We start from the raw sequence: 25,742 nt of genomic DNA, 5'->3' as shown, positions 1-25,742 counted from the left end.
TAATACCTAACGATTCGTGAAATAATACGTTACACCTAATAGATGATAGATGGGATATTGAAATTCCCGGGGGGTTTAATTAATGACAGTTTTTCATTTCACAGGCATTAAAGGTTCTGGCATGAGTTCGCTTGCACAAATCTTATTTGATGCTGGTGAACAAGTACAGGGCTCAGATGTCGATAAATATTTCTTCACGGAGCAGCCGTTACGTGAACGTAATATTCCAATTTTTACATTTAATGCAGATAATATTAAAGAAGGCATGACAGTAATTGCAGGAAATGCGTTTCCAGATGATCATCCTGAATTAGTACGTGCCCAAGAAATCGGTGTAGAAATCATTCGTTACCATAAATTTTTAGGTGAATATATTGGCAACTATACATCCATTGCAATCACAGGTGCGCATGGTAAAACATCTACAACAGGCTTGATGGCACATGTTGTAGGCGGTTATAAGCCAACATCTTATTTAATTGGTGATGGTACAGGTGCAGGGCATGAAAATGCTGATTTCTTTGTGATGGAAGCATGTGAATATCGCCGTCACTTCTTAGCCTACAATCCAGATTATGCTGTGATGACTAATATCGATTTTGATCATCCAGACTACTTTGCCAACATAGAGGATGTATATTCTGCATTTCAATCATTAGCGTTACAAGTGAAAAAAGCGATCATCGCATGTGGTGATGATGAACAGCTTCAGCGTATTCAAGCAAAAGTACCAGTTGTCTATTATGGATTTGGTGCTGAAAATGACTTCGAAGCGCGTAATGTAGAAAAAACAACTAAAGGTACAAAATTTGATGTATTTGTTCGCAATGAATTTTATAGTACTTTCTTTATCCCGTTATTTGGGGATCATGCTGTTTTAAATACATTGGCTGTCATTACGCTATGCGAATATGAAGGCATTTCACCTGATATTATTCAGGAGCGTCTACACACATATAAAGGTGTTAAGAGACGTTTTACTGAAACCGATATAGGGGATACTGTTTTAATAGACGACTATGCACACCATCCAACGGAAATTCGTGCAACAATTCAATCGGCACGACAAAAGTTCCCTGAACGTGAGCTAGTTGCTATTTTCCAACCACATACATTTACACGTACCCAAGCTTTTTTACAAGATTTTGCGGATAGTTTGAGCCTTGCAGATACAGCCTATTTATGTGATATATTTGGCTCTGCAAGAGAAACGCAAGGTGCACTATCTATTCATGATTTAGCGTCTCTTATCGAAGGCAGTGCAGTGATTACCACTGAAGGAATTGATATATTAACAAAACATAAAGGCGCAGTATTTTTATTTATGGGCGCTGGTGATGTTCACAAGTTCCAAGATGCTTTTGAAGACGTGCTTACAAACAATGAAACAGCTTAGTCCGTAGGGGTTAAGCTGTTTTTTCTCAAATTTGAGAAGGAATTCCGTTTTTTTTGTCGAAGATAGGGAAAGTAATAGTAAAGACAATTTACTAGCAGGAGGTTATCTTATGGAAGTGATTTTGTATATTGCAGCCATTATTGCTGCAATCGGATTTTTAATTTTATGTGTGAGCGTTGGTATGACATTATTTTCGCTCAAGTCCATTTTAAACAGTTTAGCTGGGACATTATCTGGGATTGAAGGACAAATGGAAGGCATTACGCGTGAAACAACGTCCTTATTAACAAAAACAAATAGCTTAGCAGATGATATTCAACATAAATCGGAACAATTAAATTCAGTTGTTCAAGCTGTTAAAGGTATTGGTGATTCCGTTAATGGTTTAAATAATTCTGTACAGCAAATCACTTCTTCTGTTTCTAAAAGCGTAGAACAAAACGAAGAAAAAATTGCACAGGTTGTACAATGGAGTAATGTGGCGATGGGTATTGCGGATAAGTGGAAAAAACGCAAAATCATTGAGCAAGAGTCAGTTTCTGAGGATGCCTATGCATTTGAAACGGTACAGGTAGAAGAAAAGCCAAAAAGAAAATGGGGTCGTAAAAAATGATAATTATTCAGTGAGTATTACATGCTGACTGAATAAAAATAAAGTCTTAGACATAAGTTGTAGATGCATCTGTGAAAGTAGATGGACAACCAGTCTAGACAAATTTGATAATAAGATGGGGAGGAATTGTTGTATGACAACTCAAAAGCCAAATTTTAACGAAGTAAAGGAACAACAGCTTGAAAGTTCTTTACCTCAGCTTTATCATTCACAAGACTCGATTTATGAAGAGGAGCGTGTAAACATGAAAGATTTTGTGATTGGCGCATTAGTCGGAGGAATCGTAGGTGCTGCGGCAGGTCTACTGTTAGCCCCAAAATCAGGAAAAGATTTACGTAGTGATGTGGCGGTACAAGCTGTTCAGTTAAAAGATAAGAGTGCAGACTTCTCGACAACTGCAAAAGATAAAACGGTTCAACTTTCTAAACAACTTCAAGAACAATCTACACAATTAGTGGAAAAAGTAAAAACATTGAAAACGGCAAAAGCACCAGCTGTTTTTGATGATGGTACGGTTTCCTTTGAGGGTGAAGAACCGCTAGAGGAATTTATTCCTAGTGAGGAACCTAAAGCTCAAGAAATAAAGGAACAAACAGAAGAGACAAATGAAGAAGTACGCGCATAATGCATAATAAAAAGGGATACGTTACATGATAATGATGTAACGTATCCCTTTTTTAAGTGATGGGTGAAGCTTCTAATAGTATTTCTAGTTGATCGCCACCAAATATTTCTGTATCAAAGCTTGCTGGTTGACCATTTCTTAAAATCGTGAAATTCCCTTTAAATGTACCTGGTAACTGCCAATTAGAGAAACGGAATACATCCTGATAAATCCAACGACTGCGATCCTTTTCTCTAAATTCGATAGTTGCTCCATTCGGCACAGTGGACAGTGGTGATACAACGTTTTGATTGACGAGCGCCTCATTTGCTGTTTTCTTAAGTTCTAAAACTTCCTGTTGGAAATGAATAATGATTTTATCCTCTAGCAAAAGGTTCATTTGGTCTGCTATACGTTGTACGGTTGGTAAAGATGGTTGGTGAAAGCTAATGATATCGCCATCTTGAACCGCATAGCTCATTTTAGCTATTTTTCCATTAATCATTAGCTGTGAAGAGAATTCTGGTAAATACAAAGGTTGACTGTCCACTTGAATAGAATAGGATTCAAATTGTTTGACTAAATTCCAGTTGTTCGTGACTTTAAATACATCTTCAATTGTATCAGCTATATCAAAAACTACTCTATCACGATCATTTAAAATTGTATCAAGTGATGCAGGTGATTGATTGACAGTAATTTTTGGCTCAATCACATATTTGGTTTGTTGTATTGTAATTGTTTTTATCGCTGCATCATCAACAAGATCTCTCACTGTAGCTGTTGCAGTTTGCCCATCTTGCCCTTCAATTAGCTGAATAGCATCACCCGATTTAATCAATGTTTTGGTAGATGCCTGTTGGCCATTGACCAATATTTCTGCTGGTTGCCCATGACCACCTGGGATAAAAATATCTTGTCCATTGACACTGACAGATAGCCCAAGTCCAGGTTTTCCATATAATTGCTTTGCTCGTATATTTGCCGCTAAAAAAGCATCCGCCACAGTCATTTCCTTTAATTCAAAAAGGCGAACCACTTGATTATTAACCGTTAAACTCATATATTGAATCGGCATTTTTTTAGCAGCAATCGCAATTCCAATCGGCGTGACTAACTCAGGTGATGCTTTTATATGTTCTTCCTTTGTAAGGTTTTGAATAGCATCAATACCTCGAACAGCGATACGATTTGCTGGTAAGTCAAGGACTTGTCCAAGTTCTGTAGTCAGATTGGGTGTTAAGCTACCACCACCAACTAACATAACGGCTTTCGGTGCGACACGATTATTGAGTCGTAAGATTTCTTCACCAATAGACTTTGCCAGTTGCTTCACTGCAGGCTCAATTGCTAATAACACCTCATTCTTTGGATAAAACTGATCAAATCCTAGGATATCTTGAATTAATATTTCTTCTGCTGTTTGGAGCTGACGTTTTGCCTCTTCTGCTACAGGGAAGTCTAGTAAATAGTGGTCGCTTAATGCTTCTGTAATTTCGTCGCCAGCTGTTGGCACCATACCATAGGCCACAACTGTACTTTTATCAGTGATCGCGATATCAGATGTTCCTGCCCCTATATCAACAAGTGCCACATTTAAGCGACGCATCGTTGGCGGAATGAGCACATTAATGGCAGCAATAGGTTCTAATGTCAGTGCTTCCATTTCTAAATCTGCCCGTTTAAGAGCAGCAATAAGTGATTCCACAACAACGCGAGGTAGGAAAGTGGCAATCACTTCAATTTGTGCTTCATCACCTTGTTGATCGAGCAGACTGCCGATTTCCTCGCCATCCAAGCGATAATAGAGGACTGAATAGCCTACACAATAATAGTGGCTAATCTTTGCATCCTCCTTTTGTTGTAAAAGTTGTTGCTGTGCTTGTTGAACGGCCTGAAGTTCCAAGCGACTAATATCTTCTTCAGTAAAAATAGGCCGATTACGTATATTAATGGTCACACTAGCTTGTTCAGTTTTCAAAGATCGACCTGCGGCAGCCACACTTACCTTTGTAAGAGGACCATGTTTTTCTTCGAGTTCACGTTTTATTTCATTTATTAAATCTGCCACATACATGACATTATGTATTTGACCATCTACCATGGCACGTTCTTTATGCTCTTTCACTAAAATATCTTCCACATGAAAATGGTCATTTTCTTCTTGTAGAATAATCCCGACCACTGAGCGTGTACCAATATCAAGTGCGAATAATTTAGAACTCAATGTAATCGCTTCCTTTCGCGTCATACTTGAAAAATAATTTAGCGAGTTGAAGCGCTAAATTAAAAATGCGTGACATTCTGAACAACATTGATTATAATAATGCTATTATCTAAAAATGTAACATACATTTCAGAGTTCTGAAAGTGTCTGTCATGAGGAGAGGAGCAAGTAAGCATGAGCCAAAAAGATTTAGAAAGCTTACGTAGTCAAATTGACGGTTTAAACTTAGAAATTCTTCGTCTAATTAACGAACGTGCAGCTGTAGTTGATGAAATCGGTAAGATTAAAGAAAAGCAAGGTGTGAATCGCTATGATCCACTACGTGAAAGACACATGCTCGATCTTATTAAAGAACACAATCAAGGACCATTAAACCAAATGACGGTTGATTATATATTTAAGCAAATCTTTAAAACAGCTTTAAAACAATTAGAAGCTGATAAGAAGAAGGAATTGCTTGTATCTCGTAAAAAGAAATCCGAAGATACAGTTGTTAATATCAATGGTGAATTAATTGGACAAGGGAAGCCATCTTTCGTATTTGGTCCTTGTGCAGTTGAGTCGTATGAGCAAGTAGCAGCTGTTGCCGCTTCTATTAAAGCAAAAGGCGAAAAGTTAATTCGCGGTGGTGCTTATAAACCACGTACTTCTCCATATGACTTCCAAGGTCTTGGGCTAGAAGGACTTAAAATTTTAAAACGTGTGTCAGAGGAATATGGTTTAGGTGTGATTACAGAAATCGTAACACCAGGTCATTTAGAGGAAGCATTAGACTATATAGATGTTATCCAAATTGGTGCACGTAATATGCAAAACTTTGAATTATTAAAGGCAGCAGGTGCAACAAATAAACCTGTCCTATTAAAACGAGGCTTAGCTGCTACAATTGATGAGTTCATTCATGCTGCTGAGTATATTATGTCTAAAGGCAATGAAAACATTATCCTTTGTGAGCGTGGTATTCGTACTTATGAAAAAGCAACACGTAATACATTAGATATTTCAGCTGTACCAATTTTAAAACAAGAAACGCATTTGCCAGTATTCGTAGATGTAACGCATTCAACAGGTCGTCGTGATTTATTATTACCATGTGCTAAAGCAGCCATCGCAATTGGCGCTGATGGCGTTATGGCAGAAGTGCATCCAGATCCATCTGTAGCATTGTCTGATTCACAACAACAAATGGACATTCCAACATTTGACGCATTCTATGAAACACTACAAAAATTCATGAAGAATCATGAAATTCATGCTTAATTGTTAACAGCGAACACCGCTTGCTTACTTCGGCAGGCGGTGTTTGTTATATCGTGACAAAATAATGTCTAGAATAGGACTATTAGTACTTGGTTTTTACGTAGTTCTTCTTGAAAATAATATGAAAATTATCGTATGATAAGGCTATAATAGGAAAAAAGGGAGGCACGTACGATGACTGTTACAATTTATGATGTTGCAAGAGAAGCGAATGTTTCCATGGCAACGGTCTCTCGTGTAGTCAATGGTAATCAAAATGTAAAACCAGCAACACGAAAAAAAGTATTAGAAGTAATTGAGCGATTAGAATACCGTCCAAACGCAGTAGCGCGAGGTTTAGCAAGTAAGAAAACAACAACAGTTGGCGTGATTATCCCAGATATTGCAAACAATGTTTATGCGGAGCTGGCTCGTGGTGTAGAGGATATTGCCACGATGTATCGTTATAATATTATTTTAGCCAACTCAGATCAACATGAAGATAAAGAGTTACAGCTACTGGATACGATGCTTGGAAAACAAGTAGATGGAATTGTTATGATGAGTGATGAGGTCACAGAAAAAATGCAACAAACGATGGATCATTCTCCAGTACCGATTGTGCTAGCTGGCTCGGTTGATGAATCGCAGACAATTGCCACTGTGAATATCGATTATTTCCAAGCGGCCTATGAAGCAATTTCATTACTTATTCAAAATGGACATACACGTATTGGTTTCGTAACTGGTCCACTTTCGTATACAATTAACGGAAAATTCAAGCTAGCAGCCTATAAGAAAGCATTGCAGGATGCTGGTTTACCAATAGATGAGGCATTAATTGCCGCAGAAGAGTCTAGCTATGACATGGGCTTAGAGGCTTGGGAAATATTATCTGCTCTCGAACATCCACCAACAGCTTATTTTGCAGGCAGTGATGAGCTGGCAATCGGCTTAATTCATGGCGCACAAGACGCAGGCAAAAATGTTCCAGAGGATATTGAAGTCATCAGCTTTGAGAACTCAAAGCTAGCGCGAATGGTACGCCCACAGCTAACAAGTGTAGCATTACCGCTATATGATATTGGAGCAGTTGCCATGCGCTTGCTGACAAAATTAATGAGCAAGGAGCCTGTCGAGGACGAGGCAGTTATTCTACCCCACCGTATTGAGCATCGACAATCGGTCAAAAGTAAATAATGATTGTAACACGTAAACTTGTGAAGAGTTTGCGTGTTTTTTTATATGGATGGATAGAACTGCAAAAGTGGTGGATAGGACTATAAAAATGAAGGATAGAATTCTAAAAGTAGTGGATAAAACTATAAAAGTGGTGGATAGAACTCCAAAATGAAGAATAGAACTATAGAAGCGATGGATTAAATGCGGCGGGCCATTATCGCTCCAATGAAAAAGCCTCACGTTGATCGTGAGGCAAAAAAAGTTAATCTCTTTTTTCATTTCGAATAATATGTAGCGCTTTGGCTAACATTTGAGCATTCTTCTCTTCGATTTCAGCTTTTCGAGGAATGGGCTCATATAAAGGAATTGGGTCCTCCCAAGTTGGTATAAAAGGAACAGGTGCTTCTGGCTGCCAGCGATCAAGCCATGCCTGAGGGAGTGATCCTGTTGGACATACTTGATCAGTCATTTCCAACCATAACATGGACCAGGCGCGAGGCACCACTCGCCAAATATCATAGCCACCACCACCAACAGCAATCCATTTCCCCTGACAATACTCATGTGCTAATTGATGGGCGAGCCTTGGAATTTCACGATAAATATTCATCGTTCCGTGTAAATGTGTTAACGGATCAAAAAAATGGGCATCAGCACCATTTTGTGTTAACACAACATCGGGCTTGAAAAATTCAAAGACCTCTCGCATGGACTGTTCATAAATATCTAGGAAACTTTCATCCTCTGTGAAAGCATCCATTGGAAAATTAAACGAGGTTCCATAGCCTTGACCATTGCCGCGCTCTGTGATGTTTCCTGTTCCTGGAAAGAGATAGCGGCCAGTTTCGTGAATAGACAATGTACAAACATTTGGATCCTCATAAAAGCTCCATTGGACACCGTCTCCATGATGAGCATCTGTGTCTACGTAAAGTACACGAGCATTGTATTTTTCCTGCAAGTAACGAATAGCAACCGTACTATCATTGTAAATACAAAATCCTGATGCACGACCACGGAAACCATGATGTAGCCCTCCGCCAAGGTTGAGGGCATGTTCGGCTTTACCTTCCATTACATAATCAACAGCGGTTAACGTTCCACCAACGAGCTGTGCACTTGCTTCATGCATATTGGCAAAAATAGGTGTATCTTCAGTGCCAATACCATAGCTTTCACATTGTGCTTCCGATAATTCACCATGTCCAGCTCTTTTCACGATGTCTATATATTTTGGATCATGTGCAAGCAATAACTCTTCTTCCGTTGCAACACGAGCAGGCACAATATCCACATCATCAAGAGCATTGATATTTTTTAATAAATCCATAGTTAGCGTCAAGCGTTTATGATTGAAAGGATGTGTATCTGAAAATTTATATCCGAGTTGTTCAGGCGAGTAAACGAATACGGCCTTTTTCATTATAATGAAACACCTGGTAAATTGGGCCAGAGAACATCAAAGCCCTCTTTGCGAAGGTCTTCAATCATGGCTAAAGGATTCAGTGTTTTTACTCGGACACTTAAAATTTTATTTTGTGTATTTTCAGAATCAGGATAAACTAAGACGCTTTGGACATTGGCATGATGTTGATGAAATATTTTGGTGATTTCAAATAAAACCCCTGGCGTATCTGATACTCGGATTTCGATTTTTGAGCCAGGCTCCGTAGCACCGGTCAGCTCTATATATGTATAGAGTAAGTCTGTTGTTGTCACAATCCCTACTAATTTTCCACCAGAGACAATCGGTAAACAGCCTATTTTCGTTTCATAAAATGTAAGAGCTACCTCTTCAACGAAATCTAGTGGATGACCGATAAGCGGGTCTTTCACCATAATTTCCTCTACTTTTGCATTAAAAACAGGAGAGTGAGGTTCATCCTGTAATGATGACGGTAAGACCTCTTTAATATCTCGTTCAGTAATTACACCTAAAACATGACGTTCCTCATCTATAACTGGTAAATGACGAACTTTTTTTTCACGCATTAGCTTTAGTGCTTCATGCACGGTATTAGTAGGCGCTAATGTGTAAGGCTCATCATTCATAATTTCTTCTACGATCATATACGCATCCCCTTTGTGTTGGTTTTAATACATGAAACGATTTCTAAAACGAAGCCTATCAAATCTTTCCATTGTCTCAGGAGGCACACGTTTTCCTTCACGTGCCATAAGGCAATTTGCTGGATGTGAAGTAATTTCGGGATCATCCGTAGCGAAATATTCAAAGCCGACGGAGCTCATCATTTTCTCCATCATTTTGCGGTAGTCCCAAACATTTAAACCCGTTCCTTTTAAATCCCAATGCCAATAATACTCGGTAGTAATCACCAGATAGTCTTCCATTTCATCTCCCATAAATGAAACGGCTAGCAGAGCCTTACCTGAACCCGTTCCACGATAGTCTGGAATGACTTCAATGGCTCCCAATTCAATCATGTCATCGATTCGATCTTCTGCCCATCGTTCAAGTGGATCAGGATAAAGATAGGTAACATAGCCTACGATAATATCTTCGTTTCGAATAATAATAATACGACCTTCTGGGAGCCCTGCAATTTCGATGATGGCCTGCTGCTGCTGTTTTGGAGGTCTGAAGGCAACCAAGCCCTCATGGAATGAATATGTAGCTAATTTTTCTGGAGGTACAGGTCCTTCCACATACACAGTACCATGCTTAGTTTCCTTTGTGACAGAAAAAAAAGTTTTTTTATGTTCCATAATTACACCACCTGAGTTTAATAATTCCATTATAGCTGATTTCTTGCGGAAAAACGCTTATTTTTGCAAAATATACCTGTATTTTTGGAAAAGTGAAAATATTAAGACAATCCATCAAAATTCGTGTAAAATAAAAATATAATGCTTCTGTTATTTAACAGATGAAAGTAGTGTGATTAAGAATTCTATCATTATTACAGTAGTAAACTGTTATATAACAAAGGCTGTATATCAAATTTGCTTTTACGATTATTTCTACATTTCAACAGGGGGGATTGTTGAAATTTAGACAAATGCAAAAGCAAAGAAAGGGGTAGTTTTATGGGGATGAAAATGAAGGAGAAGCTAATGGCTTTACCTGGTCAACACCATTTAACGAATTACGAAGAAGTAGCAAAGTCTCATAATTGGACGAATACGGAAAAGGCATTTAGCTGGTACGAAACAGGTTTAGTAAATATGGCGTATGAGGCAATTGATCGTCATACAGAAACACATCGTAAAAATAAGGTGGCACTTTATTTTAATGATGGTAAACGAAAAGAGGCTTACTCTTTTAATGAAATGAAGAGATTAACAAATAAAGCGGCAAACGTTTTTAAATCAGCTACTAGCCTACAAAAGGGTGATCGTTTATTTATTTTTATGCCACGTTCACCTGAGCTTTACTTTTCATTGTTAGGTGCACTGAAAATGGGTGTTATTGTTGGACCATTGTTTGAAGCTTTTATGGAAGGAGCTGTGTATGATCGTCTGGCAGATAGTGAGGCGAAAGTATTAGTCACAACACCAGCGTTGCTTGAACGTGTGCCATTAGCCAAATTGCCTCAGCTAGAACATGTTTTTTTAGTTGGGGAGGATATTGAGGAAACAGCTCAAATTCTAGACTTTAATAAACATTTAAAAGAGGCTTCGGCACGATTTGAAGTGGAGTGGGTTGAGAGAGAAGATGGGATGATTCTTCATTATACTTCAGGTTCAACAGGTGCTCCAAAGGGTGTGTTGCATGTCCATAATGCAATGATTCAGCAATATCAATCAACACAGTGGGTGCTTGATTTACGGGAAGACGATATCTATTGGTGTACAGCCGATCCTGGATGGGTTACTGGAACAGCCTATGGTATTTTTGGGCCTTGGTTAAACGGTGTGACAATGCTAATTGTTGGCGGAAGATTTTCACCGCAAGCATGGTATCAAGCCATTGAGGATTATGGTGTAACAGTTTGGTATAGTGCGCCAACTGCGTTCCGTATGCTCATGGGGGCAGGTAGTGGTTTACTCGAAAGCTATGATTTATCCTCTTTACGACATGTGTTATCTGTCGGTGAGCCTTTGAATCCAGAAGTTATTCGTTGGGGAATGGAGGAATTAGGACATCGTATACATGACACATGGTGGATGACCGAGACAGGAGCTCATATGATTTGTAATTATCCTTCGATGGATATTAAGCCGGGTTCGATGGGGAAACCTCTTCCAGGTATTCATGCAACGATTGTTGATGATGCTGGCAATGAAGTGCCACCCTTTACAATGGGTAATCTAGCTATTCAACGTGGTTGGCCGGCCATGATGCGCCAAATTTGGGGCAACCCAGAGCGCTATGAATCTTATTTCCTAAAAGGACAATGGTATGTATCCGGTGATTCGGCTTATATGGATGATGATGGTTACTTCTGGTTTCAAGGACGTGTGGATGATGTCATCATGACAGCTGGTGAACGTGTAGGACCGTTTGAAGTAGAAAGCAAGCTACTTGAGCATCCAGATGTAATCGAAGCAGGTGTTATCGGGAAGCCAGATCCAGTGCGGGGGGAAATCATTAAAGCCTTTGTATCTTTACGAGAAGGGGTTGAACCTTCTGATGCATTGATTGAAGATATCCGTGATTTTGTTAAGAAAGGTTTATCTGCACATGCAGCACCGCGTGAAATTGAATTTAAGGATAAATTGCCAAAAACACGTAGTGGTAAAATTATGCGTCGTGTATTGAAAGCATGGGAATTAAATTTGCCAACTGGTGATTTATCGACGATGGAAGATTAAACAAGTAAGCTAACAACAATTGATATTTATACAACATATGCATAAAAGGAAGGCAAGGATTCATTCGATGAACGAAAGGATTCTTGCCTTCTTTTTTCTGACTTTACAATGTTACATAAGCATTCTAAAGATGAAGTAAAGTCTACAGAGAAAATATATAATTTTATAAAAATTCAGTTGACTTAATAAATATGCAGACGTATACTATTTTTAACTTATTTCAGAGGTGAGTGCATTGAAAGTAGGTATTGTTGGAGCAACTGGATATGGTGGACTAGAGCTTATTCGATTTTTACATAACCATCCGGCTGTGGATCAGATTGATTTATTTACCTCATCAGAAGAGGGTGTACTTTTTTCTTCAAAATTTGGTCATCTTATTACGATAGTAGATACGCCATTACAAAAAATAGAGTATGACACTTTAGAAAAATTTGATGTTTTGTTTACGAGTACACCATCTGGCGTGACTAGTGAGCTTTTACCGCCATTGATTGGAAAAGGACCAAGATTAATCGATTTATCTGGTGATTATCGCTTAAAAAATCTCGCAAGCTATGAAGCATGGTATGGCAAAAAAGCGGCACCATCCCATAGTGTGCAACAGAGTGTGTATGGCTTAACGGAATGGAATACAGAACTTATCCAGCAAGCAACACTTATTGCTAATCCAGGCTGTTACCCAACAGCGGTTTTGTTATCCTTATTGCCACTTGTAAAAGAGCGGTTGATTAATCCGAGCTTTTTAGTGATTGATGCTAAGAGCGGTATTTCGGGAGCTGGCAATAAGCCATCACAAACGACCCACTTTAGTGAGGCGAATGAGAGCTTTTCAATCTATAAAGTAAATACACATCAGCATATACCAGAAATCGAACAGGCACTTTCCATGTTTGCTCATGTAGATACAACGATTACTTTTAATACGCATTTGGTGCCAATGACACGGGGGATTTTGGCGACATCCTATGCACCTGTTATGCCTGGCATTACAGAGGCACAATTGATCACTTGTTTACAGACAACCTATGAAAAGCATCCATTTGTTCGAGTAGTTACGGATGCAAACGGTTTAGGGACAAATCGTGTGAAAGGATCAAACTATTGTGATATTTTGGTAAAAGTTGATTCCCGTACGAATCGTGCCACGATTGTCAGTGTAATTGACAATCTTGTCAAAGGGGCAGCAGGGCAAGCCATTCAAAATATGAATGTGCAATTTGATTTACCACAAACGACAGGGCTAGATGTTGTACCGTTCTTTATTTAACAGCATGCAGGGAACTGTATGCTTGTCTTATTTTATCCATCAAAGGAGGAATTTCGAATGACAGTCACTACGTTAACAACTGTAATGAAGAAATTATCAAGTAAAAATATCGTTTCACCAAAAGGCTTTAAAGCGGCAGGATTACATTGCGGTTTAAAGCATAAGAAAAAAGACTTAGCACTTTTAGTAAGCGAAGTACCCGCAAGTGTAGCTGGTGTTTTTACAACAAACGCTGTCCAAGCAGCACCATTAAAAGTCACGAAAGAAGTTGTCTATACAACAAAGAAAATGCAAGCAATCGTTGTGAATTCTGGCAATGCGAATGCCTGCACTGGTAAACAAGGGGTTAAGGATGCCCAAACGATGCAGGCGTTAGCTGCTGAAAAGCTAGGAATTGCACCGAATTTGATAGGTGTTTGTTCAACGGGTGTTATTGGCGAAATAATGAAATTGGAGCCAGTTGCTAATGGTATTCAACAGCTAGAGCCAAAAGATAATTTAGAAAGTGCCATTGACTTTGCACAAGCTATTTTGACGACAGATACGGTTATGAAAAACACAAGCTATAGTACAACGGTGGATGGCAAGGAAGTCATTATCGCTGGTGTTGCAAAAGGTTCAGGCATGATCGAACCGAATATGGCAACAATGCTTGGTTTTATTACAACTGATGCCAATATTGAATCTGATGTGTTACAAGCGGCTTTTTCAGCTATTACAAATTTGACATTTAACGCTATTACAGTGGATGGGGATACATCCACTAATGACACAGTGGTTGTATTGGCAAACGGTTTAGCGGGAAATGATACTCTAACGCCTGAGCATCCAGACTGGCAAAATTTTTATTACACGTTGCAAACAGTGGCGGAAGATTTAGCAAAAATGATTGCCAAAGATGGAGAAGGGGCAACAAAGCTCATAGAAGTGGAAGTTGTTGGGGCAATTTCAGATGAAGAGGCACGAAAAATTGCTAAAACTGTCGTGGGTTCACCACTTGTGAAGACGGCCGTTTTTGGCTGTGATGCTAACTGGGGGCGTATTATTGCTGCGGTAGGGTATAGTGGAGCAACTATAGATCCAGATAAAATTACTATTCAAATTGGTGGTGCCACAATGGTTGAAAACGGTGAGCCAATTGCTTTCTCTGAAGATGCGTTAATTCAAATATTAAAAATGCATGAAGTAAAAATCTATGTGTCTCTTGGTCTGGGTGAAGGCGAGGGGCATGCTTGGGGATGTGACTTAACATATGACTACGTCCAAATCAATGCCTCATACCGCTCGTAAACGTATGGTGATTAAGCTTGGAGGCAGTACACTGGAAGGGTTAAATGAAGCTTTCTTTGATAATTTTAAAAGGTTACAAGAAAGTGGGGTAGAACTGATTATCACCCATGGTGGTGGTCCAGCCATTAATCGCGAACTGGCTGCTCGAGGTATACAATCACATACATTAAATGGCATACGTGTTACGAATGAGGCGGCTATGAAAGTTGTCCAATCGACTTTAATCGGTCAAGTGAATCCTGCGCTAGTTCATGAATTAACACATGCAGGTATAGCTGCTCTTGGGTTAAATGGCTTTGATGGTCAATTGATGGTCGCAGACTTTTTAGATCAAGCTATTTATGGCTATGTTGGAGCTATCAAAACCATCAATACATCATTATTGGAAATGTTAATGAGTGGGGGGATTGTTCCAGTTATTGCTTGTGTAGGTGCTAACGAAGCAGGTCAGGCTCTCAATATAAATGGTGATACAGTGGCAAGTGAAATTGCGCTAGCGATAGGGGCAGATAGCTTATTACTCGTAACGGATGTGAGTGGTATTCGTATTCAGGATGAATATCAATCAATAGCTACACCTGCTCTCATCGATCAGTGGACAGAGCAGGGGCATATATACGGAGGAATGATTCCGAAAGTACAAGGGGCTATTGACGGTTTACGTGCAGGTATTCCTTCTGTGCAAATTGTGGGAGAAACATTAATAGGGACAACGATTATCGCTTCGAGTAAACTTCATTCGCCCTAGAGTTCTAATAAGATAATGTGATAAGTATAGTTGTTGAAAGAAGACTATTTCTAATGATAGTGGAGATGATAACATGAGTGCTTTATTTGGGAACTACGGTAAGCGCCGCGCACAAATTGTCAAAGGACATGGGACCGTTGTGGAAGATTCTACAGGGAAACAATATTTAGATTTTACTAGTGGAATTGCTGTAGTGAGCCTTGGTCATGCCCATCCAGCCATTGTGCAGGCACTGCAAGAGCAAAGTGAAAAGCTATGGCATATATCAAACCTTTTTGATATACCGGGTCAGGAGAAGGTAGCACAAAAATTAATCGCCCATACGCACTTTGCTCATGCCTTTTTCTGTAATAGTGGAGCAGAGGCTAATGAGGCGGCTATTAAATTAGCGCGGAAGCATACAGGAAAACATCATATTATTACATTTGAAAAATCCTTTCATGGTCGTACCTTTGGCGCCATGTCTGCAACAGGTCAAGGCAAAGTACATAATGGCTTTGGACCACTCGTAGAAAAGTTTACGATTTTGCCATTCAATGACGTGGCCGCACTTGAAGCAACCATTGATGATTCGGTAGCAGCTATTATGCTGGAAATGATTCAGGGAGAGGGCGGTGTCAATAGCGTATCAGCAGAATTTGCAGCAGCTATTACAAAAGCTTGTGATGACAAAGGGATACTGCTAATTATTGATGAAGTACAAACAGGTATTGGACGAACGGGCACACGCTATGCCTTTGAACAAACGGTATTAAAACCACATATTATGACATTGGCAAAAGGATTAGGCGGTGGTTTCCCTGTTGGCGCCATGCTAGGAACTGCCGAGCTTCATGCGACATTTAGCCCTGGAACACATGGTACAACATTTGGTGGAAACCCTCTTGCAATGAATGTAGCACAAGCTGTTTTGAGCCATGTATTTGAGCCGGAATTTTTACAGCAGGTACGAGAAGTATCGGCTTATTTTGTGGCTCAGCTAAAAGCAAATTTACCTTCTAGCTATACCATTCAGGGACAGGGTCTGTTGTTAGGGATTGGTTGTGGTAATACAGAGGTAGCACCTTATATTGCCGCAGCAGAAGAGCGTGGTCTTTTATTAGTGGGGGCAGGACCAACTGTTATTCGCCTCTTGCCACCATTAACGGTCACAAAGGAAGAGATTGACAAAGCAGTGGCTATTTTAAAGACGATTTTACATTGAACGAATAGAGGATGGGTTATAATTAATTGTCCATGATGAAGGCTAGACATTTTCAATTAACAAAGCTATATAAATAGATAACCCGAACTATTACGAAACACTAGATGAGCGTTTCGTTAAATAGTTTGGGTTTTTCATTGGATAAAATCCTCTTGTACCAGCCGCCTTGTGTTGTTAAAAAGTTATTGGAGCTGTTTTACTAAAGTGCTCACTAATTCGGGTAGCCACTTTTCAAGCTGACTAAATGTAAATCCTGCTTTCTCTGCTTTCTCATTCGACATATACCAGTCTGCAGGAACTCCGTAGGGTGACTGTGATTCCTCATTTCCGCCAATAAGTGAAATTTTTGCACGCTTACCACTTATCTCTTCAATCATAGCTATTAGATCCTTAAGTGATATAGTACCAGACGCAGTAGCGTTGTATGGACCTTCTATAGGAGTAACACCAGTAAAATATAAAAATGCAGCTGCTTCCTCATCTGTAATATAGCTCATTTTTGCATCTATGTTTGGTAGAGTGATCGGTTGATCCTGTAAAATACGTTCAACATGGAAATGTAAACGATGTGTATAGTCATGTTCCCCCATCACAATCGGAAAACGTACAGCGACAACTGGGAACGAAGCCTCTTTAAATAAGACAGCCTCTGCTTGTCGTTTGCCCTCGCCATAAGAAAATTCCTCTTGTTGACCCATGCGAATTTGATACTGGAATGGGTCAAAGTCTTCTTCCTTTTTCATCTTTCCATCTACTTCATAGGTTGAAAGAGTAGAGGTGAAAACCAGTTTTTTAGTTTTCCCCTTTAATAGCTCACAAATTGCTTGTGCCTCGTTGGGAGAATAGCAAATATTATCATAAACAATATCCCATGTAGTATTAGCTAGTGCCTGTGCTAAAGCGTCGCGATCATTACGATTGGCCACTAATTGCTTAACATTTGTACCAAAGGGATTACCGCTTTGACCACGTGTTAAAATCGTTACATCATGTCCATTTTGAATACAAAGTTCCACCAGCTTTTTACCAAAAAAACGTGTGCCTCCTAAAACTAATATGTTCATATTTTTCCACCCCTTCAAAATAGTAGTCCTCTTTATAATGACAAAAAAACAGACTTACTACAATTCATAAGTAATGATGTAGTAAGTCTGTTTAGCTAGATTGTTTTATTCGATTGCTTTATGCTAAGCAACATAGATTAGCGTCTTGTTGTTGATGTGTCAGGAGGGGGGGTGTTGCCATTGTCTCCTCCATTTGAGCCATCTTCCGGGTTTTCAGTTCCATTGCCATTGTTACCAGAGCCCTCGCCGTTATTAGAGCCGTTGCCGTTATTACCAGAGCCGTTGCCATTATTAGAGCCATTCCCATTATTAGAACCATTACCGTTACTACCAGAGCCATTGCCATTTGTAGGTGGCGTTGTTGGTGGAATTGGTTCTTGCTCGTTTTCCTCTGGGTCAGGTTCATTTTCGCTACCACCAGTAGAAACAACATTAGACTGTGGTGATGTTAGACCTGTAATGTCTACAGCGACCACAACATATGCTTGTCCACTAGCAACAGAGATACTTTGTGTTGACTCTAGCACAGACGTTACAAGTGTGTTACCACCATTCGTAACGTTGTAGATACGATAACCAACAACATCATTTGATGACTCTGACCATGATAATGTCGAGCCATTTACTGTAGCTGTTACAGCTGCTGGTGGGCTATCGTCCGCTGGGAAATCAACTGCTGATACAGATGAATTCGACAATGTTGAATTCTTTGGTAATAGACTAGCTGGGTTACCACCAAGTCTTCCTAGCATTCGTTTGATAAATGCTTGATTAATGCCTGCACCACCTGATTTAACAAATTCTGCTGGTGTATTTGGCAGAGCATTATAGGTTTTTCCTTTAATCGTTACAACACTTGAAGATGCTAAGCTATCATCAGGCTGTGACGGTAAAAATACTTTCGCATTAAATAAATCTGAACGTACAAGACCTGCGTTTGCACAAGCGGCAGAAGGTGCCATACCTGAAATACCACAGAATGAAGCAGTCACAACATTTTTAGGCGCCTTAAAGCTTGTCGGCGGATCAATTAATTGAGGGTCTGCATCATAAACAGCATTCATTAAAGTGCCCCATAGCTTATTGACACGAACACTTGGCTGTAAATACGTATTGTTAAATGCATAAAGTGTACGAGGCTGATCGTACCCCATCCAAACACCAAGGGATACATTTGGATTATAGCCAACTAACCAAACATCTTTATACTCTTGAGAAGTCCCTGTTTTTGCAGCGAAATCAGAAGAGAATTTTAACGTATTTCGTGCCATTGTCCCTGTTCCCTTCGTTAGAACATCACGTAACATATCTGTCACGATATAAGATGTTTCGGGACTGAACACTTGGACAGGTTCCACTTCATGTTGATAAACAATATTTCCTTCTTGGTCTTCAATTCGATCAATCATATAAGCATCAATGAATTGTCCACCATTTGCAAAAGTTGCAAAGGCATTTGTGTTTTCTTCAACAGTAGTCCCTTCACTTAAAGCACCGATACCCGTTGCTAAGTTTGTAAAATCATCAGGATGTAATTTTGTGAATCCCATTTTTACTAATAAATCAGCAGGGCGTCTATTAATAATGTCATTATATAAACGGAGCGCTGAAATATTTTGAGAGTCTGCTAATGCCTCACGAGCTGGAATAAGACCTCGTTCATCACTCGTAATATAGTTACTTGGACTCCAGGAACCAATCGAGAATTTCACATCAACGAGTGGGCTACCTGCACCGATTACCCCATATTCTATAGCAGGAGCGTAAACAAGTAATGGCTTCATAGTAGAACCGTTAGAGCGAAAAGCCTGTGTAGCGTGGTTTACTTGTGTTGTTTTAAAGTCTCGACCACCGACAAAGCTTAAAATTTTCCCTGTAGTATTTTCTATTAAAATACTGCCCACTTGTACAGGCATCTCAATATCTATTTCTTCACCAGTGACAGGATCTTTTCCTTTACCAGTATACGTATGACCGTAATACTGGAAGTCCTTCGCGGCCTTTTGCATGGAATCATACATATCTTTATTAATGGTTGAGTAAATACGATAGCCCTTTGAACGAACATCACGATCTGCTAAAATTGTGTATTTATCCTTTAGTTTTTTTTCTGCTTTTAATCGTTCTGGGTCAACCCCATCTTCTTTTGCTAGTTTCTCTGCAATAATTTCTTTTGCACGAGCTTCAAGCTCATATGTTAGCCATGGGTAACGATCCTCCGCACGCATTTCTGGTCCGCGGAAATCTGCCGCTATATCATAATCTAAAGCTTCTTTGTATTGCGCGTCGTCAATATAACCAGCTTCTTTCATACGATATAGTACCGTTTTCATACGATCAATACCCGGCTTTAAAGCTTCTTCACTTTTCAGTTCACCTGTATTCGTAAAAGGTGTGTAGGCAAATGGTGCCTGTGGAATACCAGCTATGTAAGCAGCTTGTGGAAGAGATAATTCTTTAGCTTTCACACCAAAAATCCCTTCAGCGGCTGTTTCAACACCAGCGATATTTCGACCTGAAGAGTTACGACCGTACGGAATAATATTTAAGTAAGCCTCTAATATTTCTTCCTTCGTCATAAAATGTTCTAAACGCATTGCCAGTAAGATTTCCTTAGCTTTACGTTCATAGGATACTTCGTTTGTTAGTACTTGGTTTTTAATAAGCTGTTGAGTAAGGGTAGATCCACCTGTTTGCGTAGCAGAGTTAGTGACATCTTGTAATAAACCACGAACAACCGCCTTTGGTACTATGCCGTTATGATCGCGGAAATATTCGTCTTCTGTTGCTAGAACAGCATTCACAACATCTGGTGCTACATTGCTAAGTGATGTTTCACGGCGATCCAAATCTGTCCGTAACTTCCCAATATAAATATCGTTGGCAAAATAAATTTCACTGGTTTCTTCATAACTAAAAATTTGATTGCGCAACTCTTCTTTTGAGCGTAATGGCTCTTCTTTTACGAGAGAAGCGAAATACCCAGCTCCAACTGATCCGACAAATACAGTGCCTACCAATGCAAAGACTAAAAATAGTAAAAATAAGTTCCAGGTAACACTACCTGAAATACGTAATTTCTTCATCCATTTTTGTTCAAGTAATTCATCGATCTTCGCATTGATTTTTTCAATCCAATCTTTCAATGTATCGACCTCCTAAAATCTTGTCTATTATAGCACATAATGTTTTAGCTCGAACATAGTTATTGACTTTGAAATAGATTCGTATAGAATAATGTTTATAGTTTTCTAGTGATGAAGAGTTTGCAGTAGTATCTATATTCCCTGTTTAGAGAGCCAGTGGTTGGTGAAAACTGGTCATAGTGTAGAGACGAATTACGTGCTTGGAGCTTAGACGTGCGCGCCTGCGATAAAGGCGGTTGAATGAAGTGGAAGATGGATGACATCTTCAAGCCGGGTGGTACCGCGTTAGTTTGTAACTTAACGTCCCTGCATGCAATTATTTGCGTGTAGGGACTTTTTTATTTAAATAAGCCCATACACGTAACGCATTTCAACCATTTTTAGGAGGAATTAATATGACAAACGAATTATTACAAGATTTAGAATGGCGTGGTTTGCTATACCAACAAACAGATGCAGAAGGCATGGCAAAATTATTAGATGAGCAATCAGTATCCTTGTACTGTGGAGTAGATCCAACAGCAGACTCCATGCATATAGGACATATTGTTCCATTGTTAACACTTCGTCGATTCCAAAAAGCTGGTCACCGTCCAATTTTACTTGTTGGTGGTGCAACAGGGATGATAGGTGACCCATCTGGTCGTTCAGAAGAGCGCCAATTACAAACAGTAGAGCAAATCGATAAAAATGTCCAAGGAATCCGTAGCCAATTAGAACGTATTTTTGATTTTGCAGAAGATGGCAACGGTGCACAGCTTGTGAACAACCGCGACTGGATTGGCAATATCAATACAATTGAATTTTTACGTGATTACGGTAAATTAATTAACGTAAACTACATGTTAGCAAAGGATACGATTGCTTCTCGTCTAGACACAGGAATCTCTTTTACAGAGTTTGCATACACGTTAATCCAAGGTATTGATTACAATCATTTATACAATCACTACAATTGTCGTATACAAGTAGGTGGCTCTGACCAATGGGGTAATATTACAACAGGCTTAGAAGTTATTCGTAAAACACATGAGGAAGAAACGAAAGCATTCGGGATTACGATTCCTTTAGTAACGAAAGCAGACGGCACAAAATTCGGTAAAACAGCAGGTGGTGCTGTATGGTTAGATAGTAAGAAAACATCTCCATATGAGTTCTACCAATTCTGGATCAATGCTGCTGATGCAGATGTGATCAAATACTTAAAAATCTTTACGTTCCTTTCTCGTGAAGAAATTGAAGCATTAGCAGTCTCTGTAGAAGAAGAACCACATTTACGTAAGGCTCAAAAAGCACTTGCAGAAGAAATGACTCGTTTAATTCATGGTCAAGAGGCATTAGAGCAAGCCATTCGTATTACAGCAGCTTTATTCTCAGGGGATTTAAAAGCACTTTCAGCTGAAGAAATGAAGGATGCATTTAAAGATGTTCCTTCTATTGAAATGGCTAAAGTGGACAAAAATATTGTAGACCTTCTTGTGGAAGCAGGAATCTCATCCTCAAAACGTCAAGCCCGTGAGGACGTATCGAATGGTGCGATTAGTGTAAATGGTGAGAAGGTGACGGACTTAGAATATGTATTCGATGCCAAGGACCGTTTAGAGGATGCATTCAGCATTGTGCGTCGTGGTAAGAAAAAATATCATATGGTGAAGTTCGTTTAATTTCTATAAATGAAAAAGCAACATCCTCTTGTTTTGGGGGATGTTGCTTTTTCATTTATAAGAAGCTTGGAGGTTTTATCTGTTTATATTCTTTAGGATGCAATAGGTTCGCAAGCTTTAAGGCACCTTCGATCAGCCGTGGAGAGGGTCGGCAATACAGCCATTCTTCCATTACGTGAAGCTTTTTCATTTGAACGGCATGTAGCTCTTTAGCATGTGGACGTTTTAATAAATTAGCAGGCTGTATACGCTCAAATGCTACACCTACCCAAGCCATCATAATGTAGTCGGGCTTTCGCTCAACGACATCTGCCCAATCCGTTTGAACACTGGCAAGATCTACATCTTGAAATAAATTAACCCCACCTGCAATAGCACTAATTTCCGTAAGCCAGTTTATTTTTCCTGGTGTAAAAATAGGATTGGGCCACCATTCCCAATAAAGAGTAGGTTTCTTTTGGATAGTCTGTGCAATGGAACGCATCTTTTCGATAGAATCCATGTATTGTTCGGCGATGGCCTGTGCATGTTTTTCCACATGACAAGCTCTTCCAAGTGTCAGAAGGTCCTGAGCAATCTCCTCTAGTGAGTTTGCATTAAAAATGATGTGGGGAATCTTTCTTTCTTTCAATGCTTCAATATTTCTTTCCATCCCAGGCACACTTAAGGAAGCTAGGACAAGGTCAGGCTGTAATGCCTCTAATGCATCCATATTAATGGATAAATCTGGTCCAAGCTGTGGTAAATCTTTAACCGTAGCTGGCCAATCAGAAAAATCATCGACACCAACGAGCTGGTCTGTCAGCCCTAAATAAGCGACTAATTCTGTATTGCTAGGACAAATTGAAATTAAACGCATATCGTTTTTCTCCTATTCTTTTTAAGAAAAGTATAGCGAGAGTTTCTAGTATAGACAATGTATGTATACTGAACCTATAAAAAAGTGGAGAAAACAAGCGTTTTCTCCATCTATTGTCATGGTAGGCTTATATGAATTCCTCGATTAAGAAAGGACAACCGCTTCGAGTGACTCCTCTTTTTTCGCAAGAGGCCCCATTGCATTAGTAATGATTTGTTTAATATCCTCTAGTGTTGCTTTACGAGGGTTAGTCTCAGCACAAACATCCAGCATTGCATTTTTCGCTAAGATTTCGATATCCTCATCTTTTGCACCCAATGCACGGAAGCCGCTAGGAATATTTAAATCTTGTGATAGCTTTTCAATAGCTGTAATAGCCTTTTCAGCGGCATCACGTTTACTTAATCCTTCCACATTCTCTCCTAATAATTCAGCGATACGAGCAAAGCGTTCTGTACGTGCTGTTACATTGTAGCGGCAAACATGTGGCAATAAAATAGCATTGCACACGCCATGTGGTAAATTATAGTAGCCACCTAATTGATGAGCAATCGCATGCACGTAGCCAAGCGATGCATTATTAAAGGCCATTCCTGCTAAAAATTGAGCATACACCATTTGCTCACGCGCTTCTAAATCAGCACCGTTCGCATAAGCACGCGGTAAAAATTCAGGAACGAGTTGAAGTACTTTTTCAGCACATGCATCTGTAATTGGCGTAGCATTAGTAGAAACAAAGGATTCAATCGCATGTGTTAATGCATCTACGCCAGTAGCCGCAGTTAGAGCCGGTGGTAAGCCAATCATAAGCTCGGGGTCATTAATGGATAATAACGGTGTTACATGTTTGTCAACAATGGCCATTTTCACTTTACGTGCTGTATCTGTAATAATTGTGAATCGAGTCATTTCACTTGCTGTCCCAGCAGTTGTATTGATTGCAATTAATGGCACCAATGGATTTTGTGATTTGTCAACGCCTTCATAGTCATGAATGCGTCCACCATTCGAAGCAATAAGTCCGATACCTTTTGCTGCATCGTGTGCGCTGCCTCCTCCAAGAGAAACAATGGAATCGCAGTTTTCAGCATGATATACTGCTACACCATCTTCAATATTCTGATCTGTTGGATTTGGTTCTGCTTTAGGGAAAATTGCTACATCGATTCCAGCAGCTGTAATGATGTTTGCAATTTGTTCTGAGAGACCTAATTTGTGTAATCCCTCATCTGTTACGATTAATGTCTTTTTCACTTCTAAATCGTTTAAGCGTTTACCAACTTCTTGAATTGCTCCAGGTCCAAATAAGTTTGTTTTCGGCATAACAAATTGCTTTAGAACGTCTGACATATTTCCAACCCCTTTTAAAAAATTATTATTGCTTGAATGATGGTGAACCACCTTTCGGAATTCATCGTATTCTATTTTTTGTAAAAGTTCAACTCGTATTTTTATTAAAATTGTTCATTTTATTTATGTTATTATTTCACAAAAAAGTTAAGGTGTTGAAAGGGCGTTTAGAAAGTAGTTTTGTATAAGAATATTGAATTTAATGTGGTTTGAAAAATATTTTACTATGAAAGTAAAATATATTTTTTAGAAAATGGTTCTATTTTTATGAGTAGTTGAATAGTAAATAACTGATATTTTGTTTTTATTATTAAGGTAGTGATTATGTTATTTTGAAACGGTGTAATTACTATTTTAAAGTACATAAGATTGTCATCATATGAGAGGGGAATAATTATTGTTCGTTATAATGAAATACGTCTGCGCTAAAAAATAGTGGCTTTATTTTGAAGAAATTTGTGGAAATAAAAGTTCTTGCATTAGATTAATTTTATAGTTAGAATGGTTAATAGTTAGATAATCTAATTAAAAGGTGATTCAATGACAAAACTTAAGAAAACGTACACAAATGAAGATGATTTACCAGTGTTAGGGGTAGAGCCATATATTGAACTGATTCAGGCGTCCTCTTCAAGTGAGACAAATCAAGAAGATGCAAAATTGGGATTAATGTTGTTATGGTTAAGTGATCATGTTTTAGATGTAACAGACAATGAGTTAGCTCCTTTTGGAATTACAGAAAGTAAATTGGACTTATTACTATTGCTGACACTACATGAAGAGAGACGTGCGACTCCGTCTGCTTTAGCTAAACGATTGGGAATTACGAGGGCATCAGCAACATCAATGCTGGATTGGCTAGAAAAGAGAAATCTTGTTGTACGGAATCATAGTAAAGAAGATCGGAGGAAGATCTATGTAAGTTTAACTGATGAAGGGCATACTTTTATCGCTGAGGTTTTACCGACTTATTGGTCGTCATGTGCTTCTAATTTAATCGATTTGGAACCTGATGAACGAAAAGTATTCGAGAAATTAGTGAGTAAATTATTAAAATCTATACAAAGAAAACTAAAGGTGGAACGTTAAACTGTAGCTATATTGATACAG

General features: G+C 39.1%; 20 protein-coding genes and 1 other annotated feature. Of the genes, 12 read left to right on the top strand and 8 right to left on the bottom strand.

Features of this window, described 5'->3' with window-relative positions; genetic code table 11:
- The first annotated feature begins 82 nt into the window (after positions 1 to 82).
- The 3 genes from murC to MHI04_RS16720 all read left to right on the top strand — a co-directional run bounded on the left by murC (position 83) and on the right by MHI04_RS16720 (position 2,634).
- The gene (gene murC / locus MHI04_RS16730; protein WP_036118824.1) at positions 83 to 1,396 is read left to right on the top strand and encodes a UDP-N-acetylmuramate--L-alanine ligase; all 1,314 of its coding nucleotides are present in this window, start codon (positions 83 to 85) and stop codon (positions 1,394 to 1,396) included.
- Positions 1,397 to 1,505: 109 nt separating this feature from the next.
- Positions 1,506 to 2,009 carry a DUF948 domain-containing protein gene (locus MHI04_RS16725; RefSeq protein WP_036118825.1) on the top strand — a complete coding sequence of 168 codons (504 nt, stop codon included), beginning with the start codon at positions 1,506 to 1,508 and terminating at the stop codon, positions 2,007 to 2,009.
- Positions 2,010 to 2,142: 133 nt separating this feature from the next.
- On the top strand, positions 2,143 to 2,634 hold the full coding sequence (locus MHI04_RS16720) for a YtxH domain-containing protein (RefSeq protein ID WP_036118827.1): 492 nt from the start codon (positions 2,143 to 2,145) through the stop codon (positions 2,632 to 2,634).
- Between the two features lie 52 nt (positions 2,635 to 2,686).
- Here MHI04_RS16720 and pilM read toward each other — a convergent pair whose 3' ends face one another.
- Positions 2,687 to 4,840, bottom strand: a complete 2,154-nt coding sequence (pilM, locus tag MHI04_RS16715; protein WP_036118828.1) for a pilus assembly protein PilM — start codon at positions 4,838 to 4,840, stop codon at positions 2,687 to 2,689.
- A 174-nt stretch (positions 4,841 to 5,014) separates the two neighbouring features.
- On the opposite strand from pilM, the gene MHI04_RS16710 reads away from it, so the two are divergent.
- On the top strand, positions 5,015 to 6,100 hold the full coding sequence (locus MHI04_RS16710; protein WP_036118830.1) for a bifunctional 3-deoxy-7-phosphoheptulonate synthase/chorismate mutase: 1,086 nt from the start codon (positions 5,015 to 5,017) through the stop codon (positions 6,098 to 6,100).
- A gap of 174 nt (positions 6,101 to 6,274) precedes the next feature.
- Entirely contained in the window at positions 6,275 to 7,279 is a 1,005-nt protein-coding gene (ccpA, locus tag MHI04_RS16705; protein ID WP_036118832.1) for a catabolite control protein A, read from the top strand.
- 244 nt (positions 7,280 to 7,523) lie between these two features.
- Here ccpA and MHI04_RS16700 read toward each other — a convergent pair whose 3' ends face one another.
- From MHI04_RS16700 to MHI04_RS16690, 3 genes are read right to left on the bottom strand one after another with little or no spacing between them, the layout of a single operon-like run.
- Positions 7,524 to 8,684, bottom strand: coding sequence for an acetoin utilization protein AcuC (locus tag MHI04_RS16700; protein WP_036118833.1), 1,161 nt, complete (start codon positions 8,682 to 8,684; stop codon positions 7,524 to 7,526).
- Positions 8,684 to 9,331 carry an acetoin utilization AcuB family protein gene (locus tag MHI04_RS16695; RefSeq protein ID WP_058843409.1) on the bottom strand — a complete coding sequence of 216 codons (648 nt, stop codon included), beginning with the start codon at positions 9,329 to 9,331 and terminating at the stop codon, positions 8,684 to 8,686. Before MHI04_RS16695 ends, MHI04_RS16700 begins: the two co-directional genes overlap by 1 nt.
- A gap of 24 nt (positions 9,332 to 9,355) precedes the next feature.
- Positions 9,356 to 9,988 carry a GNAT family N-acetyltransferase gene (locus tag MHI04_RS16690; protein ID WP_036118837.1) on the bottom strand — a complete coding sequence of 211 codons (633 nt, stop codon included), beginning with the start codon at positions 9,986 to 9,988 and terminating at the stop codon, positions 9,356 to 9,358.
- Positions 9,989 to 10,315: 327 nt separating this feature from the next.
- Between MHI04_RS16690 and acsA the strand changes: the two genes are divergently transcribed.
- From acsA to MHI04_RS16665, 5 genes are all read left to right on the top strand, one after another.
- Positions 10,316 to 12,037 carry an acetate--CoA ligase gene (gene acsA / locus MHI04_RS16685; RefSeq protein WP_342535779.1) on the top strand — a complete coding sequence of 574 codons (1,722 nt, stop codon included), beginning with the start codon at positions 10,316 to 10,318 and terminating at the stop codon, positions 12,035 to 12,037.
- 235 nt (positions 12,038 to 12,272) lie between these two features.
- On the top strand, positions 12,273 to 13,307 hold the full coding sequence (gene argC, locus MHI04_RS16680) for an N-acetyl-gamma-glutamyl-phosphate reductase (protein ID WP_342535037.1): 1,035 nt from the start codon (positions 12,273 to 12,275) through the stop codon (positions 13,305 to 13,307).
- A gap of 57 nt (positions 13,308 to 13,364) precedes the next feature.
- Positions 13,365 to 14,597 carry a bifunctional glutamate N-acetyltransferase/amino-acid acetyltransferase ArgJ gene (argJ, locus tag MHI04_RS16675; RefSeq protein ID WP_342535036.1) on the top strand — a complete coding sequence of 411 codons (1,233 nt, stop codon included), beginning with the start codon at positions 13,365 to 13,367 and terminating at the stop codon, positions 14,595 to 14,597.
- A complete protein-coding gene (argB, locus tag MHI04_RS16670) occupies positions 14,560 to 15,345 on the top strand; it encodes an acetylglutamate kinase (RefSeq protein ID WP_249645898.1) in 786 nt (261 codons plus the stop codon). The genes argJ and argB overlap by 38 nt, the downstream gene beginning before the upstream one ends.
- Before the next feature lie 73 nt (positions 15,346 to 15,418).
- The gene (locus MHI04_RS16665; protein ID WP_036118851.1) at positions 15,419 to 16,549 is read left to right on the top strand and encodes an acetylornithine transaminase; all 1,131 of its coding nucleotides are present in this window, start codon (positions 15,419 to 15,421) and stop codon (positions 16,547 to 16,549) included.
- 182 nt (positions 16,550 to 16,731) lie between these two features.
- Here MHI04_RS16665 and MHI04_RS16660 read toward each other — a convergent pair whose 3' ends face one another.
- Positions 16,732 to 17,613, bottom strand: a complete 882-nt coding sequence (locus MHI04_RS16660; RefSeq protein WP_036118853.1) for an NAD-dependent epimerase/dehydratase family protein — start codon at positions 17,611 to 17,613, stop codon at positions 16,732 to 16,734.
- A gap of 137 nt (positions 17,614 to 17,750) precedes the next feature.
- On the bottom strand, positions 17,751 to 20,759 hold the full coding sequence (locus tag MHI04_RS16655) for a transglycosylase domain-containing protein (protein ID WP_089934189.1): 3,009 nt from the start codon (positions 20,757 to 20,759) through the stop codon (positions 17,751 to 17,753).
- Positions 20,760 to 20,861: 102 nt separating this feature from the next.
- Positions 20,862 to 21,070 (top strand) — a binding site (T-box leader).
- An 84-nt stretch (positions 21,071 to 21,154) separates the two neighbouring features.
- Here MHI04_RS16655 and tyrS point away from each other — a divergent pair.
- Positions 21,155 to 22,423 carry a tyrosine--tRNA ligase gene (gene tyrS, locus MHI04_RS16650; protein WP_342535035.1) on the top strand — a complete coding sequence of 423 codons (1,269 nt, stop codon included), beginning with the start codon at positions 21,155 to 21,157 and terminating at the stop codon, positions 22,421 to 22,423.
- 55 nt (positions 22,424 to 22,478) lie between these two features.
- On the opposite strand, the gene MHI04_RS16645 is transcribed toward tyrS, so the two are convergent.
- Both MHI04_RS16645 and MHI04_RS16640 read right to left on the bottom strand, forming a co-directional pair.
- Positions 22,479 to 23,282: a cobalamin-binding protein gene (locus MHI04_RS16645; protein ID WP_342535034.1), complete on the bottom strand. Its 804-nt coding sequence runs from the start codon at positions 23,280 to 23,282 to the stop codon at positions 22,479 to 22,481.
- A 144-nt stretch (positions 23,283 to 23,426) separates the two neighbouring features.
- Positions 23,427 to 24,632 carry an iron-containing alcohol dehydrogenase gene (locus MHI04_RS16640; protein ID WP_036118859.1) on the bottom strand — a complete coding sequence of 402 codons (1,206 nt, stop codon included), beginning with the start codon at positions 24,630 to 24,632 and terminating at the stop codon, positions 23,427 to 23,429.
- A gap of 540 nt (positions 24,633 to 25,172) precedes the next feature.
- Here MHI04_RS16640 and MHI04_RS16635 point away from each other — a divergent pair.
- Complete coding sequence (locus tag MHI04_RS16635; protein WP_340811878.1) at positions 25,173 to 25,721, top strand: MarR family transcriptional regulator; 549 nt, start codon at positions 25,173 to 25,175, stop codon at positions 25,719 to 25,721.
- Positions 25,722 to 25,742 lie beyond the last annotated feature (21 nt).

It is taken from the genome of Lysinibacillus sp. FSL K6-1151 (assembly GCF_038630755.1).
Classification (GTDB): domain Bacteria; phylum Bacillota; class Bacilli; order Bacillales_A; family Planococcaceae; genus Lysinibacillus; species Lysinibacillus fusiformis_D.
Note: the sequence above shows the minus strand (reverse complement) of the source record. Positions and strands in the feature narration are given on the sequence as shown.

Excerpts from the sequence above, each read along its gene's own strand:
- murC (WP_036118824.1), top strand. The coding sequence starts at position 83 with ATGACAGTTTTTCATTTCACAGGCATTAAAGGTTCTGGCATGAGTTCG.
- MHI04_RS16725 (WP_036118825.1), top strand. The coding sequence starts at position 1,506 with ATGGAAGTGATTTTGTATATTGCAGCCATTATTGCTGCAATCGGATTT.
- MHI04_RS16720 (WP_036118827.1), top strand. The coding sequence starts at position 2,143 with ATGACAACTCAAAAGCCAAATTTTAACGAAGTAAAGGAACAACAGCTT.
- MHI04_RS16710 (WP_036118830.1), top strand. The coding sequence starts at position 5,015 with ATGAGCCAAAAAGATTTAGAAAGCTTACGTAGTCAAATTGACGGTTTA.
- ccpA (WP_036118832.1), top strand. The coding sequence starts at position 6,275 with ATGACTGTTACAATTTATGATGTTGCAAGAGAAGCGAATGTTTCCATG.
- MHI04_RS16700 (WP_036118833.1), bottom strand. The coding sequence starts at position 8,684 with ATGAAAAAGGCCGTATTCGTTTACTCGCCTGAACAACTCGGATATAAA.
- MHI04_RS16695 (WP_058843409.1), bottom strand. The coding sequence starts at position 9,331 with ATGATCGTAGAAGAAATTATGAATGATGAGCCTTACACATTAGCGCCT.
- MHI04_RS16690 (WP_036118837.1), bottom strand. The coding sequence starts at position 9,988 with ATGGAACATAAAAAAACTTTTTTTTCTGTCACAAAGGAAACTAAGCAT.
- acsA (WP_342535779.1), top strand. The coding sequence starts at position 10,316 with ATGAAAATGAAGGAGAAGCTAATGGCTTTACCTGGTCAACACCATTTA.
- argJ (WP_342535036.1), top strand. The coding sequence starts at position 13,365 with ATGACAGTCACTACGTTAACAACTGTAATGAAGAAATTATCAAGTAAA.
- argB (WP_249645898.1), top strand. The coding sequence starts at position 14,560 with ATGACTACGTCCAAATCAATGCCTCATACCGCTCGTAAACGTATGGTG.
- MHI04_RS16665 (WP_036118851.1), top strand. The coding sequence starts at position 15,419 with ATGAGTGCTTTATTTGGGAACTACGGTAAGCGCCGCGCACAAATTGTC.
- MHI04_RS16660 (WP_036118853.1), bottom strand. The coding sequence starts at position 17,613 with ATGAACATATTAGTTTTAGGAGGCACACGTTTTTTTGGTAAAAAGCTG.
- tyrS (WP_342535035.1), top strand. The coding sequence starts at position 21,155 with ATGACAAACGAATTATTACAAGATTTAGAATGGCGTGGTTTGCTATAC.
- MHI04_RS16645 (WP_342535034.1), bottom strand. The coding sequence starts at position 23,282 with ATGCGTTTAATTTCAATTTGTCCTAGCAATACAGAATTAGTCGCTTAT.
- MHI04_RS16640 (WP_036118859.1), bottom strand. The coding sequence starts at position 24,632 with ATGTCAGACGTTCTAAAGCAATTTGTTATGCCGAAAACAAACTTATTT.
- MHI04_RS16635 (WP_340811878.1), top strand. The coding sequence starts at position 25,173 with ATGACAAAACTTAAGAAAACGTACACAAATGAAGATGATTTACCAGTG.